Origin of the sequence: Frigoribacterium sp. CFBP 8751, from assembly GCF_014841545.1 — a bacterium.
Taxonomy (GTDB): domain Bacteria; phylum Actinomycetota; class Actinomycetes; order Actinomycetales; family Microbacteriaceae; genus Frigoribacterium.
Window position 1 is genome coordinate 1063956 of record NZ_JACYUB010000001.1, and the last position, 21115, is coordinate 1085070.

General features: G+C 72.2%; 18 protein-coding genes. 6 read left to right on the plus strand and 12 right to left on the minus strand.

The window, feature by feature from the left end; genetic code table 11:
- Positions 1–55: 55 nt before the first annotated feature.
- The 7 genes from IFT88_RS05130 to IFT88_RS05160 all read right to left on the minus strand — a co-directional run bounded on the left by IFT88_RS05130 (position 56) and on the right by IFT88_RS05160 (position 6892).
- Positions 56–2368 (minus strand): FdhF/YdeP family oxidoreductase, encoded by a 2313-nt coding sequence (locus IFT88_RS05130; protein WP_192119206.1) that lies wholly within the window; start codon positions 2366–2368, stop codon positions 56–58.
- Positions 2365–3342 (minus strand): formate dehydrogenase accessory sulfurtransferase FdhD, encoded by a 978-nt coding sequence (gene fdhD, locus IFT88_RS05135; protein WP_082060239.1) that lies wholly within the window; start codon positions 3340–3342, stop codon positions 2365–2367. The genes IFT88_RS05130 and fdhD overlap by 4 nt, the downstream gene beginning before the upstream one ends.
- A gap of 53 nt (positions 3343–3395) precedes the next feature.
- Positions 3396–4568 (minus strand): molybdopterin-binding protein, encoded by a 1173-nt coding sequence (locus IFT88_RS05140; protein ID WP_192119208.1) that lies wholly within the window; start codon positions 4566–4568, stop codon positions 3396–3398.
- Positions 4565–4822, minus strand: coding sequence for a DUF6457 domain-containing protein (locus IFT88_RS05145; protein ID WP_192119210.1), 258 nt, complete (start codon positions 4820–4822; stop codon positions 4565–4567). The genes IFT88_RS05140 and IFT88_RS05145 overlap by 4 nt, the downstream gene beginning before the upstream one ends.
- Positions 4823–4831: 9 nt before the next feature.
- The gene (gene mobA, locus IFT88_RS05150; RefSeq protein WP_192119212.1) at positions 4832–5461 is read right to left on the minus strand and encodes an NTP transferase domain-containing protein; all 630 of its coding nucleotides are present in this window, start codon (positions 5459–5461) and stop codon (positions 4832–4834) included.
- A 2-nt stretch (positions 5462–5463) separates the two neighbouring features.
- A complete protein-coding gene (locus IFT88_RS05155; RefSeq protein WP_192119214.1) occupies positions 5464–5838 on the minus strand; it encodes a DUF4180 domain-containing protein in 375 nt (124 codons plus the stop codon).
- Between the two features lie 73 nt (positions 5839–5911).
- Complete coding sequence (locus IFT88_RS05160) at positions 5912–6892, minus strand: bifunctional methionine sulfoxide reductase B/A protein (protein WP_192119216.1); 981 nt, start codon at positions 6890–6892, stop codon at positions 5912–5914.
- Between the two features lie 123 nt (positions 6893–7015).
- Between IFT88_RS05160 and IFT88_RS05165 the strand changes: the two genes are divergently transcribed.
- Positions 7016–8632: an ABC-F family ATP-binding cassette domain-containing protein gene (locus tag IFT88_RS05165; RefSeq protein ID WP_137847363.1), complete on the plus strand. Its 1617-nt coding sequence runs from the start codon at positions 7016–7018 to the stop codon at positions 8630–8632.
- Between the two features lie 44 nt (positions 8633–8676).
- On the opposite strand, the gene IFT88_RS05170 is transcribed toward IFT88_RS05165, so the two are convergent.
- From IFT88_RS05170 to IFT88_RS05180, 3 genes are all read right to left on the minus strand, one after another.
- Entirely contained in the window at positions 8677–9603 is a 927-nt protein-coding gene (locus IFT88_RS05170; protein WP_192119218.1) for a glycerophosphodiester phosphodiesterase, read from the minus strand.
- A 71-nt stretch (positions 9604–9674) separates the two neighbouring features.
- The gene (locus IFT88_RS05175; protein ID WP_192119220.1) at positions 9675–11336 is read right to left on the minus strand and encodes a glycoside hydrolase family 53 protein; all 1662 of its coding nucleotides are present in this window, start codon (positions 11334–11336) and stop codon (positions 9675–9677) included.
- A gap of 135 nt (positions 11337–11471) precedes the next feature.
- Complete coding sequence (locus IFT88_RS05180; RefSeq protein WP_192119221.1) at positions 11472–13511, minus strand: beta-galactosidase; 2040 nt, start codon at positions 13509–13511, stop codon at positions 11472–11474.
- A gap of 195 nt (positions 13512–13706) precedes the next feature.
- Between IFT88_RS05180 and IFT88_RS05185 the strand changes: the two genes are divergently transcribed.
- The 5 genes from IFT88_RS05185 (at position 13707) to IFT88_RS05205 (ending at position 18874) form a co-directional block, all read left to right on the plus strand.
- A complete protein-coding gene (locus tag IFT88_RS05185; protein WP_192119223.1) occupies positions 13707–15014 on the plus strand; it encodes an ABC transporter substrate-binding protein in 1308 nt (435 codons plus the stop codon).
- Positions 15015–15095: 81 nt separating this feature from the next.
- Positions 15096–16106 carry a carbohydrate ABC transporter permease gene (locus IFT88_RS05190; protein WP_213016674.1) on the plus strand — a complete coding sequence of 337 codons (1011 nt, stop codon included), beginning with the start codon at positions 15096–15098 and terminating at the stop codon, positions 16104–16106.
- 2 nt (positions 16107–16108) lie between these two features.
- On the plus strand, positions 16109–17065 hold the full coding sequence (locus tag IFT88_RS05195; RefSeq protein WP_192119226.1) for a carbohydrate ABC transporter permease: 957 nt from the start codon (positions 16109–16111) through the stop codon (positions 17063–17065).
- Between the two features lie 41 nt (positions 17066–17106).
- On the plus strand, positions 17107–18120 hold the full coding sequence (locus IFT88_RS05200) for a LacI family DNA-binding transcriptional regulator (RefSeq protein WP_043596035.1): 1014 nt from the start codon (positions 17107–17109) through the stop codon (positions 18118–18120).
- A gap of 67 nt (positions 18121–18187) precedes the next feature.
- Positions 18188–18874 (plus strand): SDR family NAD(P)-dependent oxidoreductase, encoded by a 687-nt coding sequence (locus IFT88_RS05205; protein ID WP_192119228.1) that lies wholly within the window; start codon positions 18188–18190, stop codon positions 18872–18874.
- A 24-nt stretch (positions 18875–18898) separates the two neighbouring features.
- Here IFT88_RS05205 and IFT88_RS05210 read toward each other — a convergent pair whose 3' ends face one another.
- Together IFT88_RS05210 and IFT88_RS05215 are read right to left on the minus strand one after the other, a co-directional pair.
- Positions 18899–19390, minus strand: a complete 492-nt coding sequence (locus tag IFT88_RS05210; RefSeq protein WP_043596034.1) for a MarR family winged helix-turn-helix transcriptional regulator — start codon at positions 19388–19390, stop codon at positions 18899–18901.
- 97 nt (positions 19391–19487) lie between these two features.
- On the minus strand, positions 19488–21071 hold the full coding sequence (locus IFT88_RS05215; RefSeq protein WP_342212068.1) for a hypothetical protein: 1584 nt from the start codon (positions 21069–21071) through the stop codon (positions 19488–19490).
- Positions 21072–21115 lie beyond the last annotated feature (44 nt).

A 21115-nucleotide genomic window follows, 5' to 3' on the forward strand; every position in this document is an offset into this window, starting at 1 on the left:
CACCGACCGGACGTCGTCGCCGCGCGCCGCCGATCGCCGACGCGTCGGCCCGGGCTCAGACCCCGACCGGCACCTCCGCCGGCGTCACCCGCACCAGCACCGCCTTCGACACGGGCGTGTTGCTGCCGATCGACGCGCTGTCGAGCGGCACGAGCACGTTCGCCTCGGGGAAGTACGCGGCGGCGCACCCGCGGGCCGTGGGGTAGGCGACGATGCGGTAGTCGCGGAGCACCCGCTCGACGTTGTCGGTCCAGACCGTCGACACGTCGACCTTCTGGCCGTCGACGAGCCCGAGGTCGTCGAGGTCGAGCGGGTTGACGAACACCACGTGCCGACCCTTCTTGATGCCGCGGTAGCGGTCGTTGAGGCTGTAGATCGTGGTGTTGTACTGGTCGTGCGATCGCAGCGTCTGCAGCAGCAGCGTGCCTTCGGGGCGTTCGACGTGCTCGAGGTCGTTGACCGTGATCATCGCCTTGCCGACCTTCGTCGCGAAGGTGCGCGAGTCGCGCGGCCCGTTCGGCAGCACGAAGCCGTCGCGGCTGCGGACCCGCTCGCTGTAGCGCTCGAAGCCCGGCACGACCCGGCTGATGTGGTCGCGCAACGTGTCGTAGTCGTCCTCGAAGCCCTTCCAGTCGATCTCGAGGTCGGCCCGGTCGCCGAGCGTCGCCCGCGCCAGGCGACTGACGATCGCGACCTCGCTGAGCAGGTCGGGCGCGACCGGCGGCACCTGGCCGTGGCTGCCGTGCACCGAGCACACGGTGTCCTCGACCGAGACGAACTGCGGCCCGGCCGCCTGCACGTCGATCTCGGTGCGGCCGAGCGTGGGCAGGATGAGCGCCTCGGCGCCCACGACGGCGTGCGACCGGTTCAGCTTCGTCGACACCTGCACGGTCATGTCGGTGCCGCGCATCGCGGCCTCGGCGAGCTGGGTGTCCGAGATCGCGGCCACGAGGTTGCCGCCCATGCCCATCCAGAACTTGATCCGCCCCTCCTGCATGGCCTTGATGCCCTTGAGGGCGTCGACGCCGTGCTCGCGCGGCGGGTCGAAGCGGAACTCCTTCTGTAGGGCGTCGAGGAACTCGTCCGAGACCTGCTCCCAGATGCCCATCGTGCGGTCACCCTGCACGTTGCTGTGCCCGCGGATCGGCGAGGCGCCGGCGCCCGGCTTGCCGATGTTGCCGCGCAGGAGCAGCAGGTTGATGATCTCCTTGATGGTGTCGACGGCCTTGCGGTGCTGCGTGATGCCCATCGCCCAGGTGATGATCACCCGGTCCGAGGCCAGGTAACGGTCGGCCAGCTCGTCGATCTCGGCGCGGTCGAGCCCGGTCGCGAGCAGCACCTCGTCGTCGTCGACCTGCGCGATGTGCTCGCGGAAGGCCTCGAGCCCGACGGTGTGCTCGGCCAGGAACTCGTGGTCGAGCACCGTGCCGGGGGCGGCGTCCTCGGCCTCGAGGACGCGCTTGGCGACGGCCTGCAGCAGCGCCATGTCGCCGCCGAGCCGGATCTGCAGGAACTGGTCGGCGATCTCGGTGCCGCGACCCGCGACGCCCCGCGGCAGCTGCGGGTTCTTGTAGCGACGCAGGCCGGCCTCGGGCAGCGGGTTGACCGCCACGATCTTCGCTCCCTTCAGCTTGGCGTCCTCGAGGGCCGTCAGCATGCGCGGGTGGTTCGTGCCCGGGTTCTGGCCCAGGATGACGATCAGGTCGGCCTGTTCGAAGTCGTCGTAGGCGATGGTCGACTTGCCGATGCCGACCACCTCGGCCATGGCGAGGCTCGTCGACTCGTGGCACATGTTCGAGCAGTCGGGCAGGTTGTTCGTGCCGAAGGCGCGCACGAACAGCTGGTACGCGAACGCCGCCTCGTTCGAGGTGCGGCCCGAGGTGTAGAACGACGCCTCGTCCGGGCTGTCGAGGGACCTCAGCTTGTCGCCGACGATGCGGAACGCCTCGTCCCACGACACCTCGCGGTAGTGGTCGCTGCCGGCCGGCTTGTGCACGGGCTTCGTGAGGCGGCCCTGCATGCCGAGCCAGTACTCGGTCTTGTCGAGCAGGTCGGTCACCGAGTGCTCGGCCCAGAACGTGTCGGGCACGAGCACCGGGTTGGCCTCCCAGGTGACCGCCTTGGCGCCGTTCTCGCAGAACTCGGCCACTTTGCGGTGGTTCGGGTCGGGCCAGGCGCAGCTCATGCAGTCGAAGCCGTCCTTCTGGTTCAGCGACGTCATGAGCTTGACGGTGCGGGCCAGCCCGAGCTGCTTGATGGCCGGGTCCATCGAGTGCAGCACGCCGGGCACGCCGGCGGCCCACTCGCGCGGGGGGCCGACCTCGATGTCGGCGTCGGTCACGTCGGAGACGGGCGGTTTCTCGGTCACGGTCTGGTTCCGATCGTCAGGGGGACGGGCGAGGAGGCGCGCGTCGCGCCACCGGGGGAGTCGAGGGAGGACGAGGAGGCGCGGGCCGCCTCGCCGGGGACGCCCACGTCGGCCGCGGGCTCGGTCCCGTCGGGCTCGCCGAGTCGGTCGGGCCGTGAGTACACGACCATGGACCGCCCGCGGAGGAACCCCACGATCGTGACGCCGAGCTCGGTCGCGAGGTCGACGGCGAGCGACGACGGCGCCGACACGGCGGCGAGCACCGGGATGCCGGCCATCGAGGCCTTCTGGGTGAGCTCGAACGAGGCGCGACCCGAGACCATCAGGACGGTCCCGGTCAACGGCAGCCGCGCCTCCTTGACGGCCCAGCCGACGACCTTGTCGACGGCGTTGTGCCGGCCGACGTCCTCGCGGAGCACGAGCAGCTCGCCGGTGCGGCCGTCGAAGAGCGCCGCGGCGTGCAGCCCGCCGGTCTTCTCGAACACGTCCTGACCCTCGCGGAGGCGGTCGGGGAAGGTGGCGAGCAGTGCGGGGTCGACGACGAGGGGGTCGTGCAGCACGTCGTGCTGCGACGTCGTGCGGACGGCGTCGATCGAGGCCTTGCCGCACAGCCCGCACGAGCTCGTCGTGTAGAACGCCCGCTCGAGGCTCGGGTCGGGCGCCGGCACCCCGGGCGCGAGCGTGACGTCGAGCACGTTGTACGTGTTGAGCCCCTCGGCGGTGGCCCCGGCGCAGTAGCGGGCGGCGAAGAACTCGTCACCGGTCGAGATGACGGCCTCGGACACGAGGAACCCCGCGGCCAGGTCGAAGTCGTGACCGGGCGTGCGCATGGTGATGGCGAGCGACGTGCCGCCGACGCGGATCTCGAGGGGTTCCTCGACCGCGAGGGTGTCCATGGTCTTACGGACGCCGGCGCTGCCGTCGTCGCCGACCGTGATGCGGGTCACCGGTTTGCGGGACGTGATGCGTGCCATGGGTCAGGTCTACCCCTCGAACCCCGGAATCGAAAGCCGGCGGGGTCCGCGCCTCACCACGGGAGGCCGAGCGAGGGGACGACGTCGCCCGCCCGCGCCCCGCCCTCGGGCACGACGAGCAGCCCGTCGGCGTCGGCCAGGCCGCGCAGCATCGCCGACGACTGGCGCTCGGTCGGCACGGCTCCGTCCGGGGTCGCCCGGTACGCCTGCACGAGCGCGCCGGGTCGGGGGTGGGCCACGTCGACGGCGAGCGTGACGGACCCGGGAGGCGCGGGTCGCCTCCCGAGGAGGCCGTCCACCACCGCGGTCCCCACGACCACGAGCCCCACGTACGCGGCCATCGGGTTGCCGGGCAGGCACAGGTAGACCGTGTCGTCGCGGCGCGCGACGACCAGGGGCTGCCCCGGACGCATCGCGAGACCGTCGACCACCAGCTCGGCGCCCAGCCGGTCGAGGGCGGCGCGGACGTGGTCTGTCGGGCCGTGCGCGGTGCCGCCGGTCGTCACCACGAGGCGACGGTCCGGGCGGTCGAGGGCGGCGATCGTCGCGTCGAGGTCGTCGGCCACCCGCGTCGTGGTCGCGGACGCCGTGCCGAGGGAGCCGAGGAGGCGCGGCACCGGCACCGAGAACACGTCGCGGACCGTGCCGCGCCCGGGCACGCCCTCGGCCACGACCTCGTCGCCGAGCACGGCCAGGGCCACCGTCGGGCGGGTCACCACGGGCACGGCGTCGTGCCCGCCGAGGGCCAGCACGGCGACGCGGGGCGGGGTGAGGAGCGTGCCCGCGGTGATCAGGGCGTCGCCGCGGTCGATCTCTTCTCCGGCCCGCCGGACGTGCGACGGGCGGCGGGGGTCGTCGTCGGCCGTCAGGACGCCGTCGGCCACGTGCCCGGACTCCGAGCGCAGCACCCGGTCCGTCCCGTCCGGGACGACGGCGCCCGTGGTGACCGGTCGCGCGACCCCGGTCGGCAGCGAGCCGTCGTCGTCGGCGACCCGGCCCGCGACGATCGACGGGCCGAGTCGCCAGGGGCCCTCGCCGGCGACCGCCCAGCCGTCCATCGCCGAGACGTCGGAGCCGGGCACGCGCGCGAGGCTCGTGGCGTCCCGGGCCAGCGTGCGACCGACCGCGTCGGCGAGCACGACGGTCTCGAGGTCGCGGGGCAGGGCCCGCGCGGCGTCGGACGCCTCGGCGCGGGCCACCCGCCAGTCGGCCCGCCGGACCGTCACGCCGGGTCGGCCGTGGCCAGGGCGGTGGCGGTCGCGGTCGCCCGGTCCAGCTCGGACTGCGAGCCGCCGGCGAGCCCCGCGGCGTAGCCGACGAGAAACGTCGTCAGCGGGGCGGCCGGGCGGGCGACGCCGTGCGCCGCGTCGCGGGCGAGGTCGAGAACCACGGGGATGTCGACCACGAAGTCGTCGGGCAGGCCCAGGGCCCGGACGAGTCGTGCGGCCCAGGCGTCGAGTTCGGCAGGTGTGTCGGTCATGGTCGACACTCAACCAGTCGCGTCGGCCTCGCGCCGGACGACACCCAGGCGGTCGGCGTCGTCCACGGTGTCGACGTCGGCGCAGAGCTCGTCGGGCACGGGCACCTCGAGCAGGTCGAGCCCGTCGAGCAGACGGCGCAGCGAGAGGTCGGTGAGGGGGCCGTCGGCTCTCAGCGCCGCGAGTCGGGTCTCGAGGGCGCCGGTCCGGTAGAGCCCGAGCAGCGGCTGACGTCGCCCGCCCGAGTCGATCGCCAGCAGGCCGTCGCGGCGCTCGCCGACGTCGTCGCCGCTGCCGCTGCCGCTGCCGGCCAGCAGGGCCTGCACCGCCTCGGGCGCCCGTGGCAGGTCACAGGCGAGCACGAGCGTCCACGGCGCCGCGTCCTCGACCACGTCGAGACCGGCCGCGAGGGCGGCGACCGGCCCGGACCAGGCGGGCTCCTCACGGGTGAGCAGGGCTCCGGCGGGCGGCACCCGACCGTCGCGCAGGCCGACCACGACGAGGCTGCGGGCCTCGACCGAGGCCTCGACGGCCCGGTCGAGCAGCGTCGCGTCGCCACTGGTGAACCCGGTCTTGTCGGCACCGTGCACCCGGGAGGCGCGACCCCCGGCGAGCAGGACGGCGTCGAACACGAGGCTCACGATCACCCGCGCGGTCCGGTCGCGGCGAGCCGGGCGGCCAGCGTGCCTTCGTCGGGGACGAACCAGACGTGCCGCCCACGGTTGGACTCCCGCACCCAGTCACGGAACGTGGCGCTCGCCGCCTCGTGGCGTCCGACGTCGCCCAGCACCACCAACTGCACGCGATAGTCCACGAGCTTCTGGGCGAACTCGCCCGCCCGGCGGGTGCTCAGGTCGAAGAAGGTCGGGTCGAGACGGGCGACCGGCACGACGAGGACCGACGCGTCCGCCCCGAACGCCTCGCCGACGAGGTCGACGGCGTCCGTCTCGGTCGACAGCCGCGGCCCGGCCGCGTCGACGTGCAGGACGCGATGGGGGCCGTGGTCGTCGATGCGCATGCCCACAGGCTAGGCGCAAGGAGGGACGGTGCCGGTCGGACCGGCACCGCGCCTCCTGAGGGCCTGACGGGCGTCAGCCCGCGGCGACCTGCTGGTCGCGCTTCGGCAGCACCCAACCCGGGCGGACGAAGTGGCAGGTGTAGCCGAAGGGGTCCTTCTCGAGGTAGTCCTGGTGTTCTTCTTCGGCCTCCCAGAAGTCGCCGGCCGGGGTGACCTCGGTGACCACCTTGCCGGGCCAGATGCCCGACGCGTCGACGTCGGCGATGGTGTCGAGGGCCGTCGCCCGCTGCTCGTCGTTCGTGTAGAAGATCGCCGAGCGGTAGCTGTCGCCGACGTCGTTGCCCTGGCGGTCCTTCGTCGACGGGTCGTGGATCTGGAAGAAGAACTCGAGGATCTCGCGGTACGAGGTCAGGCCCGGGTCGAAGACGATCTCGACGGCCTCGGCGTGACCGCGGTGGTTGCGGTACGTCGCGTTCGGCACGCTGCCGCCCGAGTAGCCGACACGGGTCGAGACGATGCCCGGTCGGCGGCGCAGCAGCTGCTGGGCGCCCCAGAAGCAACCGCCGGCGAGGATCGCGGTCTCGGTCGTGCCGCTGGGGGCGGGGGTGGATTCGGGGGAGAAGAGCGTCATGTAGGCACCGTATCCTTCGGTTTCGAGTGAGGCGTAGGGGACGAAGCGGAGAGCCGCCGAGTTGATGCAGTAGCGCAGCCCGCCGGTGGCGGTGGGGCCGTCGCGGAAGACGTGGCCGAGGTGGCTGTCGCCGGCGGTGGAGCGCACCTCGGTGCGCTTGAAGAACAAGCCCTCGCGCTTCTCGACGACGTGCTCGGCGTCGATGGGGCGCGTGAAGCTCGGCCAGCCGGTGCGGCTGTCGAACTTGTCGACCGAGGCGAACAGGGGCTCGCCCGACACCACGTCGACGTAGATGCCCGCGTCCTTCGAGTCCCAGAACTCGTTGCGGAACGCGGGTTCGGTGCCGCCGCCCTGGGTCACCCGGCGCTGGGTCGAGGTGAGGCGTGCGACCGCCTCGGGGTCTTTCCGGTACTGGTCCGACATGATGCCTCCTGTTCGTCGGCGTCGGTGCAATCGGATGGGTCGGGTGCCCGCGGTCGCGTCGATGCCTCCGACGACAACAACCGGGCGGCGCCGCGTGTTCCGTCGGCCTGCGAGGATCGACGCATGAGCCTGATCCGACTGAACGACGTGACCGTCCGCTTCGACGGCACCCCGGTGGTGCGCGAGGCGTTCTTCCGCCTCGACGAGAAGGAGCGCGTGGGGATCGTCGGTCGCAACGGCAGCGGCAAGTCCACGCTGCTCAAGCTGATGCTCGACCAGGTGCAGCCCGACGAGGGCACGGTCACGCTCGAGCAGGGCGTCCGGGTCGGGTACTTCTCGCAGTTCTCCGAGCTCGACGGCACGCAGACGATCGTCGAGGTGCTGACCGGGCTCTTCGCCCACGAGCGGGCGATCGAGGCCGACCTGGCGCAGATCGACGCCGACATCGCCGTGGTCGCGATGGACCCCGACGGCGGGGACGCCCTCGACCAGCTGATCCACCGGCAGTCCGAGCTGTTCGCCGAGATGGACCGGGTCGACGGCTGGGAGTACCCGCGCCGCATCGACACCGCCCTGAGCGTGCTCGGCTTCAGCGACGCGCACCGCACCAGCCCGATCGACGACCTCAGCGGTGGCTGGCGCAACCGGGCGGCCCTCGCGAAGATCGTCCTCGAGGACCCCGACGTGCTGCTGCTCGACGAGCCCACGAACTTCCTCGACGTGGCCGGCGTCGAGTGGCTCGAGTCGTGGTTCCGCGACTTCCACGGCGCGGCCGTGGTCGTCTCGCACGACCGCAGCTTCCTCGACGCGGTCGTCACCCGCATCGTCGAGGTCGAGAACTTCCACCTGCACGACTACCCGGGCGACTTCGCCGAGTACGTCGTCCAGAAGCAGTTCCGGTTGAAGAGCCTCGAGCAGCAGTTCGTGCACGAGTCCGAGCTGCTCGCGTTCGAGGCCGAGGGCATCTCGGACCGCCGCGACGCCGCCAAGGCCGCCAAGCGCCAGGACGGCGGCGACCTGCTCAAGCAGCTGGCCAAGGTGAAGAAGTCGCGGGCACCGCGCCCCGTCGACCAGATCATCACCGAGATCTACTCGGGGCTGCACGTCAAGGACGTCCTCTGCCGGGTCGACGGCCTCGGCAAGGCCCGCGACGACCGCACGCTCTTCGACGACCTCACCTTCGAGCTGCGTCGAGGCGACCGCCTGGTGATCACGGGGGCGAACGGCAGCGGGAAGAGCACGCTGCTGCGGGTGCTGACCGGCGAGGAACGTGCCGACGCCGGTCGGGCCGCGTGGGCGGGCGGGGTCAAGGTGATCTCGTACGACCAGGTGCTCGCCGAACTCGACGAGGACGACACCGTCACGCACTCGGTCAACGCGATGCCCGACAGCCTCGCCCTGACCGCGACGCGGAAGTCGGTCGGGCGGTTCCTCGCCATGTTCCAGTTCAGCGAGGCCGATCTCAAGAAGCGCATCGGGGCGCTCTCGGGTGGTCAGCGGGCCCGCGTCGCGATGGCGCAGTGCCTGCTCTCGGGGGCCTCGGTGCTGCTGCTCGACGAGCCCACCAACCACCTCGACGTGCCGAGCGCCCAGGTGATGGAGCGGGCGCTGCAGCACTTCCCCGGGGCGGTCGTCGTGGTCAGCCACGACCGGTTCTTCGCCGACAAGGTCGCCACCCGTCGGTTGGTGTTCGGGGCGGACGCCGAGCGACCCGAGCGGGTGACCGTCACCGCGGCCTGACCCGTGGGGTGCGAGGGGTGAGCCCCATCGGCGGGCGTCGGGGCTCAGCCCTCGGTCGTGAGCGGCCCGACGACGTCGGCGACGCCCGAGACGACGAGCCCGTCGGCGCCCTGGTCGAGGGCGGTGTGCGCCGCGTCGAGGTCGGGCACGATGTGGCCGTACACGGGCTTGCCGGTCGCCGCGAGGGTCGACCAGGTGTCGGCCGGGGCCGACCAGTCGAGGCCGAGCAGGCTCCAGGAGCCGGAGGTGCGGGTCAGCAACTCGGGATCGCCCGCCAGCTCGTCGGCGTAGTAGTACCCCCAGGTCTCGCACCCCCGCGCGCTGGCGAGGTCGCCCCACTCGGTCTGCGTGCAGTAGCCCTTGCCGACCAGGGTCTGCGTGAGGTCGGCCGTGCCGAGCTGGGTCCGCGCGATCTCGAACAGTTCGGGGTAGAAATCGGCCCCGACGTACTTAGGGTCGACGAACAGGGCGTGGTCACGGCCGAACTCGCGCACGATCTCGTCGAAGCGGGCGTAGGGCTGGTCCGACTGCCCGGGGTCGGTCGTCCCGGCCGCCGAGATGCGGTACCGCTGCACCTCGCTCCAGGTGTGCTCGGCGGCGACGAAGCCGGACGTGCCCGAGGTGCGGTCGAGGGTCTCGTCGTGCAGCCCGAACCACACTCCGTCCGACGTCCGGGAGAGCGACATCTCGAGCGCGTCGACCCCGGCCGCGACCGACTGCCGATAGGCGTACAGCGACATCTCGGGCCAGTCACGTGATCCGCCGCGGTGCGCGACGGTGGCGGGACGCGCGGCCCGCAGGGCGTCGACCGGCCGAGGAGGCGCGGTCGGCGTGACCTGCGCCTCCCCGCTCGTCCGCGCGGTCCGCAGGGCCACGCCGGCCCCCACGGCACCGAGGACGGCCACGCCGCCCACGCCGAGCAACACGGTGCGTCGGTCGACGCGGGCTCGCGGACGCGGGGAGGAGGGCATGAGCCCATCTTGGGGGTCCCCGATCGCGGTCCGTGACGTGGCCGACCGGGATCACCCGGCGTTCGCCCGGGTCAGTCGGCCGCGTACTCGTCGAGTGCGGGCAGCGGGCGACCGTCGTGGTCCCACATCGCCTGGTTCTCCCACGCGTTGCCCGAGGTCGGGTCGTCCGGGTCCCACCCGGCACCGTCGACCGCGGTCCACGCGGGTTCCCACGCGACCACGCCGATTCCGCGGCCGCCCGGGGCCGAGGCCACGACGTCCTGGATCGCGCGGAAGTTCGCGGCCTGCCCCTCGGGCGTCGCGGGGTAGCCGGCGACCAGCTGCGACGGGTCGACGACGACGTTCTCCCAGGTGTGGTCGGGGTCGTCCTCGAGCGTCCACGGGTACGAGGTCTCGACGATGAGCACGTCGCGGTCGTAGCGCGCCGAGAGCGTCGTGACCGCCTGCTGCATGCCCGACAGCCCGCCGTGCCAGTAGCCGTAGTACGAGAGGCCGATCAGGTCGAACGGCACCCCGCGTGAGGTCGCCTCGTCGAACCACCAGGTCAGGCCGTCGACCCCGTTGTTGATGTTCGTCAGGTGCAGCACGACCTGCGTCGTCGGCGAGACCTCCTTCACCGCCGTCGCTCCGGCCGTGAGGAACATCGCCAGGTTGCTCCACTGCGCGCCGCTGACGCCGTCGCTCGGGTCGACGTCCCAGGTCTGGCCCAGCGGCCAGACCATGCCGGGGTTGATCTCGTTTCCGACCTGCACGGCGTCCGCGGTGATGCCCTCGGCGGCGAGGGCGTCGAGCACGCTGCGGGTGTGGTCGTGGATCTTCGTGGCGACCTCGGGGGCGCTCAGCCCGAGCCAGGCCTTCGGCATGGTCTGGGCGCCCGGGTCGGTCCAGCGGTCGCTGTAGTGGAAGTCCACGAGCAGCTGCATGCCCGCCGCCTTCACCCGCGCGGCCATCGCGACGACGTCGTCCTGGTCGTTGTAGCCGTCGGTCGGATCGACCCAGACCTTCAGCCGCACCATGTTCGCGCCGTGGTCGGCGAGCTGCTGCACGGCATCCGTCGGACGACCGGCGGCGTCGAGGTAGACGGCTCCGCGGTCCTCGTTGCGGGGCAGGCCCGAGAGGTCGGCCCCGCGGACGTCACGGGTGACACGACCGGGTGTGAAGGTCACGTCGTCGATGCTCGCCCAGGCCCCCGCGGCGCCCGACGTGGTGAGCGTGGGCGTGCACTGGCTGTGCGTCACCTCGGCCGAGACCGACAGGTGCAGCCAGCCGTCGTCGGACTCGGTCGAGGGGACGACCGTCGTGCCCGCGGCGTCCGTGCTCGAGCTGGAGCCGCACCCGGTCAGCGAGAGCGTGCTCGTGGCGAGCCCGCCACCGCTCTTCACCCACGCCGAGAAGGTCCACCAGCCGGGCGTGACCTTCTTGAGCTTCTGGCTGGTCGTGGCCGTGCCGGCCGTCGACAGCACGTGCGTCAGGCGCGTGGCCGAGTCGTGCCCGCCCGCCTCGAGCGTCGTGGTGTCCTTCCCCTTCGAGACCCAGCCCGCCGCGCCCTGCTCGAAGCCGGGGTCCTGCACGACGACCGGGCGGGGAGCCGGGCCGCCGGGGGCCGCGGTCGCGGGGGCTCCCGACAGCAGGCCGGCTCCCAGGGCCGCCGTGGCGAGGGCGGCGCCGACGGCGAGACCGCGCCGGCCCCTCCGATCGACGCGGGGCCGGGGTGTGCTGGTGGGTCGTGTCATCGTGTCGTCCTCCTTGACGATCGGTGTGGCGGGGGCTGCGGCTGCCGGGTGGGGCTCTCGAGGGGTGGGTGCAGGAGGCGCGGTGCCGGTCTCGACGCCGGCAGCGCGCCTCCTGCGGTCGCCTCGCGTCGCGGCTCAGCCGCGCGGGCGGCTCACGACGCGGACCGCACCGGCGGGGACGCCCACGCGGCCGTCGACGGCGGCGCCGGTGATCAGCTCGGTGCCCTGACCGACCACGACGTCGGTCGCGGTCTCGGCGTGGTTGACCAGGAAGGTGAAGTCGACGTCGTCCCCGTGGCGCACGACGACCTCGAGCCCCTCGGGGTGGTCCACCGGCAGCGGCACCCCGGCGTCGTCGAGCACCGACCGGACGAGACCCTCGAGATCGGCCCCGGTCGTGCGCGTCGAGACGTACCAGGCCGAGCCCTCGCCGTGGGCGTGGCGGGTGACCGCCGGACCTCCCGCCGCCGGGCCGTCGACGTAGCTCGCGACCGCCACGGCGCCCTCGAGCACGATGTCGTCGGACCAGCCCGTGCCCGTCGTGCCGTCGTCGAGGGTGACGACCTGGTCGGCGTACAGGGGGAGGAACTCGGGCACCGAGAGGCCGAGCACCTCGCGCAGGGCGCCGGGTGCACCACCGGCGTGGACGGTGTCGTTCTCGTCGACGACGCCCGAGAAGTACGACGCGACGAAGGTGCCGCCCCCGCGGACGAACGCGCCGAGGCCGTCGGTCGTCCGCCGGTCGGCCAGGTACAGCGAGGGGGCGAGCACGAGGTCGTAGCCCGAGAGGTCGTCGTGCGGGTGGCGGAAGTCCACCGTCACGCCGAGCTGCCACAGGGCGGAGTACCAGGCGACGACGCGCTCGCGGTGCTGGAGTTCGACCGACGGCCGCCATTCGAGGTCGTGGGCCCAGAAGGACTCGACGTCCCAGAGGATCGCGACCCGCGCCTCCACCCGGCTGCCGCGGACGGCCGAGAGCCGACCCAGGTCGGCGCCGAAGTCGACGACCTCGCGCCAGGTGCGGGTCGAGGTGCCGGCGTGCGGCAGCATCGCGGAGTGGAACTTCTCGGCGCCGTACCGCGACGCCCGGAACTGGAAGAACAGGATCGCGTCGGCGCCCCGGGCCAGGTGGCTCGCGGCGTTCCGGGCGAGCTCGCCGGGGCGCTTGGCGATGTTGCGTGGTTGCCAGTTGACGGCCGAGGTCGAGTGCTCCATCAGCATCCACGGGGCACCGCCGGCGAGCGAACGGGTGAGGTCGGCGTCCATGGCGAGCAGCACGTGGTTGTCGCGGCGCTCGGCCACGAGGTAGTGGTCGTTCGCGACGACGTCGACCTCGCGGGCCCACCTCCAGTAGTCGATCGAGGGGCAGTTCGTGGCCATGAAGTTCGTGGTGACCGGGAGGTGCGGCGCGTGTCGTTTGATCGCGTCGCGTTCGGCGGTGAAGCAGGCCAGCAGGGCGTCGGAGGTGAAGCGGGCGAAGTCGAGGCGCGAGGTCTGGTTCACGACCGTGGCCGAGGTGCGCGGGGCGTCGATCTCGTCCCACTCGCCGTAGGTCTGGCCCCAGAAGCGGGTGCCCCAGGCCTCGTTGAGCGCGTCGAGGGTGACGTACTTCTCCTCGAGCCAGGTGCGGAAGGCGAGCACCGAGTGGGGGCCGTAGTCCTCGCTGATCGGGGCGCCGTACTCGTTGTGGACGTGCCAGAGCACGACCGCGGGGTGGTTCGCGTAGCGCTCGGCCAGCCGCTCGGTGATCGCGAGGGCCGCCCGGCGGTAGTCGGGGCTGCTCGGGCTGACCATGCCGCGGGAGCCGCGACCCAGGGTGACGCCGTCCCGCGTGACCGGGTGGGAGTCGGGGTAGGCCTTCCAGAACCAGGCCGGCGGGACGGTCGTCGGGGTGGCCAGGTCGACGTCGATGTCGGCGTCGTGCAGCAGGCCCAGGATGTCGTCGAGGAAACCGAAGTCGTACTCGCCCTCGCGGGGTTCGAGCAGGGCCCACGAGAAGATGCCGACGCTGACCAGGTTGACGCCCGCCTGCTTCATCAGGGCGATGTCCTCGAGCCAGACCTCGCGCGGCCACTGTTCGGGGTTGTAGTCGCCGCCGTAGCGCAGGTCGGCTCGGCCGGGCAGCCAGGTCGTGGTGGCCTGGGGCGTGGGTCGGGCGTCGAGCTCGAGTGACATGCGGTGATCTCCTTTGACTGTGTGCGCTCCCAGTTGTAACACACCGGTATCGAGCAGCAAAAGGGCCCATAACGGTGTTGACAAGCGAAAACCGCTGTGCGTAACTGTAACCGCTCACAGGCACAGCGACGTGGTTCTCCGAAGCACGCGCTGTCCCGCCCCCACCACAGCTCTTGCTTTCCTCAAGGAGGACGAATGCGCAGCTCATTCCGCCGTCTCGGTGTCGCCACGGTCGCGACCGCCGCCCTACTGCTCACCGCCGGGTGCTCCGGCGCCGGGGGAGGCGCGGCCGACGACGGTCCCGTCGAGCTCAGCTACTGGGCCTGGGCCCCGAACCTCGACAAGGTCGTCGACCTCTGGAACCAGGACAACCCCGACATCCAGGTCACCGTCAACAAACAGGACGGCGGAGACCCGGCCATCACCAAGCTGCTCACCGCCATCAAGGCCGGGAGCGGCGCACCGGACCTGATCCAGGCCGAGTACCAGAAGATCCCGACGCTCGTGTCCTCGGACGCGCTCGCCGACATCTCCGACCAGGGCGCCGCCGACCTCGAGGGCGACTTCTCGGAGGGCACCTGGTCGTCGGTGACCCTCGGCGGTGACGGCGTCTACGCCATCCCGCAGGACTCCGGCCCGATGATGGCGTACTACCGCACCGACGTCCTCGACCAGTACGGCCTGAGCGTCCCGACCACGTGGGACGAGTACGCCGACGTCGCCACGAAGCTCCACGCCGCCGACCCGACGAAGTACCTCGGCACCTTCTCGGCCAACGACGCCGGCTGGTTCGCCGGCCTCACGCAGCAGGCCGGTGCCTCGTGGTGGTCGATCGACGGCGACAGCTGGGGCGTCGACATCGAGGGCGGCCCGACGGAGAAGGTCGCCTCGTACTGGGGCGGGCTCGTCGAGAGCGGGGCGATCGACAACAAGCCGATGTACACGCCCGAGTGGAACGCCGGTCTGAACGACGGCAGCCAGGTCGGCTGGATCAGCTCGGTCTGGGCCCCCGGCGTGCTGGGCGGCAACGCCCCCGACACCGCCGGCAAGTGGACCGCGGCCCCGATGCCGCAGTGGGACGCCTCGAAGCCGGCGGACGGCAACTGGGGCGGCTCGACCACGGCCGTCACGACCCAGTCCGAGCACAAGGAGGCGGCGGTCGAGTTCGCGACGTGGCTCAACACCGACCCCACGGCGGTGGCGGCGCTCGCCGACATCGCCGGCGTCTACCCGGCCGCGACCGACGCCGCGAAGGACGCGCTGACCACCAGCCCCGAGTTCTTCAGCCAGCAGGACGACTTCTACGACATCGCGGCCGAGGCGTCCGAGTCGGTGAACCCGTTCACCTACGGTCCCAACGTCAACGTGGCCTTCAGCGCCTACAACGACGAGTTCGCCAAGGCCGCCGACGCGAAGACCCAGGCGGCGTTCGAGGACGCGGTCACGGCCATGCAGAAGATCACCGTCGACGACCTGACCAAGAGCGGTTTCTCGGTCGAGTAGCGACATCGGGCGGGGCGGTCGGGGTCGCCCCGCCCGCCCCGTCACCCCTCCGTCACACCCGTCTCGACCCAAGGACCCGGCATGGCCGACACCCTCACCCCCCTCAGCCCCCGCACCTACGGCGCCGGCCCCCCGCCGTCGTCGACCGGTCGCGAGGCGCCCCGGCCCGCGACGCGCAAGGGCAACGGAAGCTTCCGCACCCGGGTGCTGACGCCCTACGCCATGCTCGCCCCCGGCATCGTGCTCTTCGTGCTGTTCATGGCGGCGCCCATCGTCTACACGCTGTTCCTCAGCTTCCGGAAGAAGCAGGTCGTCGGCCTCGGGCTCGGTTCGGGCGGCGACAGCCAGGTGTTCGCCGGCTTCGAGAACTACGTCGGTTCGCTCACCGACCCCGAGTTCGCCGCCAGCGTCGGGCGGGTCCTGCTCTACGGCGTCGTGCTGATCCCGTGCATGCTCGGTCTCGCGCTGCTCTTCGCCCTGCTGCTCGACTCGAAGCGCACCCGGGCCACGGCGTTCTCGCGTGTGTCGATCTTCATGCCCTACGCCGTGCCCGCCGTGATCAGTTCGCTGCTGTGGGGCTTCTTGTACCTGCCCGCCGTGAGCCCCTTCTACTACGTGTTCGACCGGCTGGGCTGGGACGTCGACGGCGTGCTCGGCTCGGGCACCGTCCTGTTCGCGATCGCCAACATCGCCCTGTGGGGCGGCGTCGGCTTCAACATGATCGTCATCTACACCTCGCTCAAGGCCGTGCCGACCGACGTCTACGAGGCCGCCCGCCTCGACGGCGCCAGCGAGGTGCAGATCGCCCTGCGCATCAAGATCCCCATGGTGGCTCCCGCGCTCGTCATGACCGCGCTCTTCTCGATGGTGGCCACCCTGCAGGTGTTCGCCGAGCCGACCACCCTGCGTCCGCTCACGAACAGCCTGTCGACCAGCTGGTCGCCGCTCATGCTCGTCTACCGCGACGCGTTCACCCGCGACGACATCTACTCGGCGGCGGCGACCTCGGTCGTCATCGCGCTCGCCACCTTCATCGTCAGCTTCTTCTTCCTCCGGGTCGTCCAGAAGCGCGCGTTCGGCCAGGAGGACTGACCATGACCACGATCGACCTCGACGGCTCCCGCGACGCGGCGGCCCCGGTGCCCGACCCGACCCGCGCCTCCTCGACGGGCCGCGGAGCCTCGGGCAAGGTGCCGCGCGACCCGGCCGCCCCGCGCCTGCACGCCGAACGGACGAGCGTCGTCTCGACGGTGCTGCTGCTGATCGGCGCCGTCTACTGCCTGTTCCCGGTGCTCTGGGTCGTCATGGCCTCGACCAAGGACGGCGGCGAGCTCTTCTCGACCTTCACGCTCGCGCCGAGCGGTCACCTGCTCGACAACGTCGTCGCCCTCACGCAGTACCGCGACGGCCTGTTCTGGCGGTGGATGCTCAACACGGCCCTCTACGCCGGCATCGGTGCGATCGCGTCGACGTTCGTCTCGGCGCTCTCGGGCTACGTGCTCGCGAAGTTCGAGTTCCCCGGCAAGAAGGTCGTGTTCAACGTGCTGCTGATGGGCGTGCTCGTGCCCGGCGTCATCCTGGCGATCCCGCAGTACTTCCTGCTGGCGAACGTCGGCCTGACGAACACCTTCTGGGGCGTGCTGCTGCCGCAGATCATCAGCCCCTACGGCATCTACCTCGCCCGCATCTACGCCGCGGCCGCCGTGCCGACCGACGTGATCGAGGCCGCGCGCACCGAGGGGGCCCGTGAGATGGGCATCTTCGGTCGCATCGCGGTCCCGATGCTGCTGCCGGGACTGGTGACGATCTTCCTGTTCCAGTTCGTCGCCATCTGGAACAACTTCATGCTGCCGTACATCATGCTCGGCGACGACTCGCTGTTCCCGTTGACGGTCGGCCTCAACGGCCTGCTCAACCAGGGGGCGTCGGCGCCGGCGCTCTACACGCTCGTCATCACCGGGGCGTTGCTGTCGGTCATCCCGCTGATCGCCATCTTCCTGGTGCTGCAGCGCTTCTGGAAGGTCGACCTCGCCGCCGGCGCGGTCAAGTAGTGCCGGCGGGCCCGGCGCCGGCGGCACCCTATGCTGGCCGCGTGAGCAGCGCGACGGGTCGGGGACGACCGACCATCGACGACGTCGCGACGGCGGCGGGCGTCTCGCGGGGCACCGTCTCGCGGGCGCTCAACGGCGGCCGGTGGGTCAGCCCCGAGGCCAAGACCGCCGTCGAGGCGGCCATCAAGGCCACCGGGTACCGCGTCAACCCGCATGCGCGCAGCCTCGCGACGAACCGCACCGGCTCGGTCGCCTTCCTGCTCACCGAGGACCACCAGCAGCTCTTCGAGGACCCCAACTTCTCGATCCTGCTGCGCGGGGCCGCCGCGGCCCTCGCCGACCGCGACGTCTCGCTCGTGCTGATCATGGCCGGGTCGCCGGCCGAACAGCAGCGGGCGCTGGCGTACATCGGCGCCGGCCACGTCGACGGCGTCCTGCTCGTCTCAGCACACAGCGGCGGCCGCCTGCTGACGGACGTCGTCGAGTCGGGGGTGCCGGCGATCGCCTGTGGCATCCCGCTCGGACACGAGAAGAAGATGGGCTGGGTCGCGGCCGACGACCGTGAGGGTGCCCGCGAGATGGTGGCCTACCTCCGCGGTCTCGGGCGTCGCCGCATCGCCACCATCACGGGCCCCGCCGACACCCCCGGCGGCATCACCCGGCTCGAGGGCTACCGCGCCGAGCTGGGTGGCGACCTCGACGAGTCGCTCGTGCGTCACGGCGACTACGGGCGCGAGAGCGGTCGCGTCGCGATGGCCTCGCTGCTCGCCGACCACCCCGACGTCGACGCCGTGTTCGCGGGCAACGACCGCATGGCCGCCGGGGCGATCGACGCCCTGCGGGCCGCCGGCCGTCGGGTGCCCGAGGACGTCGCCGTGGCCGGGTTCGACGACTCCCGCGTCGCGACCGAGACGACACCGGCGCTGACGACCATGCGTCAGCCGTTCGACCGCATCAGCAACGAGATGGTGCGCCTGCTGTTGCAGGTGATCGACGGCGAGAAGCCCGCCGCGATGACGTTGCCGACCGAGCTGGTGGTGCGCGCGTCCGCCTGACGCGACCCGCGCCTCCTGCGGTGTCCTCCCCGGCGTCGGACGGCGGCGCGCGCGTAGGGTCGGCGGCATGACCGATCTCGACGGAGCCGTGGTGCTCGTGGCCGGCGCGTCCGGCGGACTCGGCGTGCGTGTCGCCGCGATGCTCGAGGACGAAGGGGCCGTCGTCGTCCGTGCGGCCCGACGCCCCGAGTCGCTGTCGGGTACCGGCGCCTACCTCGCCGACCTGCGCGACCGGTCGGGAGGCGCGGCGCTGGTCCGGTCGGCGCTCGACGAGCACGGACGCCTCGACGGAGTCGTGGTCGCCGCGGGCGTCGTCGCCTTCGGAGCGGCGAAGGACCTCGACGACGACACGCTCGACGAACTCGTCGAGACGAACGCTCTCGGGCCCATCCGTCTGGTGCGCGCCGCGCACGCCGCCCTCGCGGAGTCCGCGGCGGCCGGTCGCGAACCCTTCGTCGTGACGATCAGCGGCGTCGTGTCCGAGGCCGCGACCGTGGGGATGGCCGCCTACTCGGCGTCCAAGGCGGCCCTGGCGGCCTTCGCGTCGGCCGCCGGACGCGAGTACCGGCGCGACGGCATCCGCGTGCTCGACGCACGCCCGGGGCACACCGACACCGGCCTCGCCACGCGGGCGGTCGCCGGGACGGCGCCGGCGTTCGGTGCGGCCCTCGACCCGGACGCGGTGGCCGAGCGCATCGTGCGCGCGATCGTCGACGGCGAGAAGGACCTGCCCAGCTCGGCGTTCTCGAGCTGATCCACGACCGGCCCGACGCTGCTGCTAGCTGAACTCGTCGCCGACCAGGCGCAACAGGTCGGCGAGCTGGGCCTGCTGGGCTGGCGAGAGAGAGTGCAACCTGGCGCTCTCGGCATCGACCAAGCTCAACATGGCGGCGTCGACCCGCGCGATGCCGTCCTCGGTCACGCGCACCAGCACACCGCGGCCGTCGCTCGGGTCGCCGTGGCGTTCGACGAGGCCACGCTCGACCAGACGGTCGAGTCGGTTCGTCATGGTGCCGCTCGTGACCATGGTCGCCGTGACGAGGTGTTTCGGGCTGAGCTGGAAGGGGTCACCGGCCCGACGCAGGGCCGAGAGCACGTCGAACTCCCAGATCTCGAGGCCCGCGTGGGCGAACGCCTCGCTGCGGATGCGGTCGAGGCGCCGCGACAGGCGGCGGAGGCGCGAGAAGACGTCGAGGGGTGCGAAGTCGATGTCGGGGCGCTCGCGGGCCCAGGCGTCGATGATCAGGTCGACTTCGTCGTTCGTGGCCACGGTGCTGCGTTCCCATCGGTCGGTTTCGGACTCCTCATCTTCGTCCACCTGCCGGTGAATCGTCCGCACGGGTCGCCGGAGCGACCTCGACGACGCGCTACTGGTACGTCACCAGGTCGGGCGTCGGCGACACGTCGGCCATGGTCTGCTCGGGGGAGAGCATCGGGGTGTCCTCGTCGTAGAAGTTCTTCCAGCCCCAGGCGACCCCGGCCGGAGCGCCGTCGTGCAGCGTGCGCCAGGTGGCCTGCTTGTCGGGCTGCGAGCCCTGGCCGTCGGCGTGGATCAGCGTGGCCAGCTCGGGTCGGGACGTGTCGATCGACGGCCGGTCGCGCAGCATGTCGAGACGGAACTGGTGCAGGACGAACATCTTCGGCGGCAGACCCTTCGAGGCCACGAGGTCGGCCAGCCAGGTCGACACGGCGTTCACCTCGCTCGCCTCGACGCCGCCGATCTGGCGCAACGGCACCTGGTCGGCCTCGAGGCGCCATTCGGGGTCGAGCGCCAAGCCGACGTTCGGCCGCGACAGGAGCGACTCGTAGCGTTTCGCCTGGCTGAGGAAGTCCGCCCGACCCGGCTGCAGGTCGATCACCACGTACTGTCCGGCGGCGGCGGCCGCGTCCACGTAGGGCTCGATGCTCTCGACCGACAGCTCGTTCGAGTAGTCGCCGTCGTCCCCCGCGGCACCGGCGGCGACCGTCGCGATGACCTCGAGCATCGGCACCACGGGACGGTCGCTCGCCGCGTCGTAGCTCGCCGCGACGTCGGTGGCGCGCTGCACGGTCGCGGCGACGTCCTGCTCGCCGAGCACGCCGAGCGCCCCGGTGCCGGGAGCGCCGTAGAGCGCCACGAACCGTCGGTCCGGGAAGAACCGCTGGCCGCCGCCGGGCAGCTGTGCCCCGGACCGGGCCGCCGCGACCGACCACCCGGGGTCGCGCACCGCCGTGAACGTCGACCCGATCAACACCGTGTCGGTCGTCGTCGAGGCGTGCAGTGCGTCGATCGCCTCACCGGAGGACTGCAGGTCGACGACCCCGTCGGGCAGGGCCTGCACCTCGGCACCCGCGGCCCGTGCGGTGGCCGTGGCCGCGACGTCGTCGCCCCCTGCCACGACGGCGAGGACGTCGTCGAGGGGCGTCGCCGCGTCGGGCACGTCGACCGAGGAGGCGGTGGTCGCGATCTCGACGCCCGCCCCGTCGATCGCCCCCACGTCGCCCACCGCCAGCACCGTCTCGACACCGAGCCGGTCGAGCTCCGCCGCCAGGACGGACGGCCCGCTCGACGGGCCGCTGCTCGACGGGCCCCCGCTCGACGGGCCGCCGGACGGCGACCCGGTCGAGGTGCCCGCCGGGGCGAGCAGCATCGGCACGCCCAGTCGAGCGGCCTCGTCGGCCGCCTCGGCCTGGCCTGCCTGGTCGCCGTCCGGGGCGACGACGGCCACCGGACTCGACGCGAACATCGCCCGGCTGGCCTCGACGGCCCTCTCGGGGGCGGTGGCGGCGCCGACCACGGTGACCCGCGCCTCCTGTTCGTGGGTGACGAGGGCCGTGCGCCCGTCGGCGTCGTCGACCCCGGTGGAGGTGCAGCCGGCCACGGCGAACAGGGCCGTCGCGGCGAGCGACGCCGCCACGGTCAGGCGGACCGGTCGGGAGGTGACAGGAGAGCGGCGGATACGGGGAATCACCGATCCACGGTAACCGCGACCGCCGACACCGGCGCACCCACGGG

Excerpts from the sequence above, each read along its gene's own strand:
- IFT88_RS05145 (WP_192119210.1), bottom strand. The coding sequence starts at position 4,822 with ATGACCGACACACCTGCCGAACTCGACGCCTGGGCCGCACGACTCGTC.
- IFT88_RS05180 (WP_192119221.1), bottom strand. The coding sequence starts at position 13,511 with ATGTCACTCGAGCTCGACGCCCGACCCACGCCCCAGGCCACCACGACC.
- IFT88_RS05155 (WP_192119214.1), bottom strand. The coding sequence starts at position 5,838 with ATGCGCATCGACGACCACGGCCCCCATCGCGTCCTGCACGTCGACGCG.
- IFT88_RS05190 (WP_213016674.1), top strand. The coding sequence starts at position 15,096 with ATGGCCGACACCCTCACCCCCCTCAGCCCCCGCACCTACGGCGCCGGC.
- IFT88_RS05170 (WP_192119218.1), bottom strand. The coding sequence starts at position 9,603 with ATGCCCTCCTCCCCGCGTCCGCGAGCCCGCGTCGACCGACGCACCGTG.
- IFT88_RS05160 (WP_192119216.1), bottom strand. The coding sequence starts at position 6,892 with ATGTCGGACCAGTACCGGAAAGACCCCGAGGCGGTCGCACGCCTCACC.
- IFT88_RS05205 (WP_192119228.1), top strand. The coding sequence starts at position 18,188 with ATGACCGATCTCGACGGAGCCGTGGTGCTCGTGGCCGGCGCGTCCGGC.
- IFT88_RS05195 (WP_192119226.1), top strand. The coding sequence starts at position 16,109 with ATGACCACGATCGACCTCGACGGCTCCCGCGACGCGGCGGCCCCGGTG.
- IFT88_RS05185 (WP_192119223.1), top strand. The coding sequence starts at position 13,707 with ATGCGCAGCTCATTCCGCCGTCTCGGTGTCGCCACGGTCGCGACCGCC.
- fdhD (WP_082060239.1), bottom strand. The coding sequence starts at position 3,342 with ATGGCACGCATCACGTCCCGCAAACCGGTGACCCGCATCACGGTCGGC.
- IFT88_RS05175 (WP_192119220.1), bottom strand. The coding sequence starts at position 11,336 with ATGACACGACCCACCAGCACACCCCGGCCCCGCGTCGATCGGAGGGGC.
- IFT88_RS05165 (WP_137847363.1), top strand. The coding sequence starts at position 7,016 with ATGAGCCTGATCCGACTGAACGACGTGACCGTCCGCTTCGACGGCACC.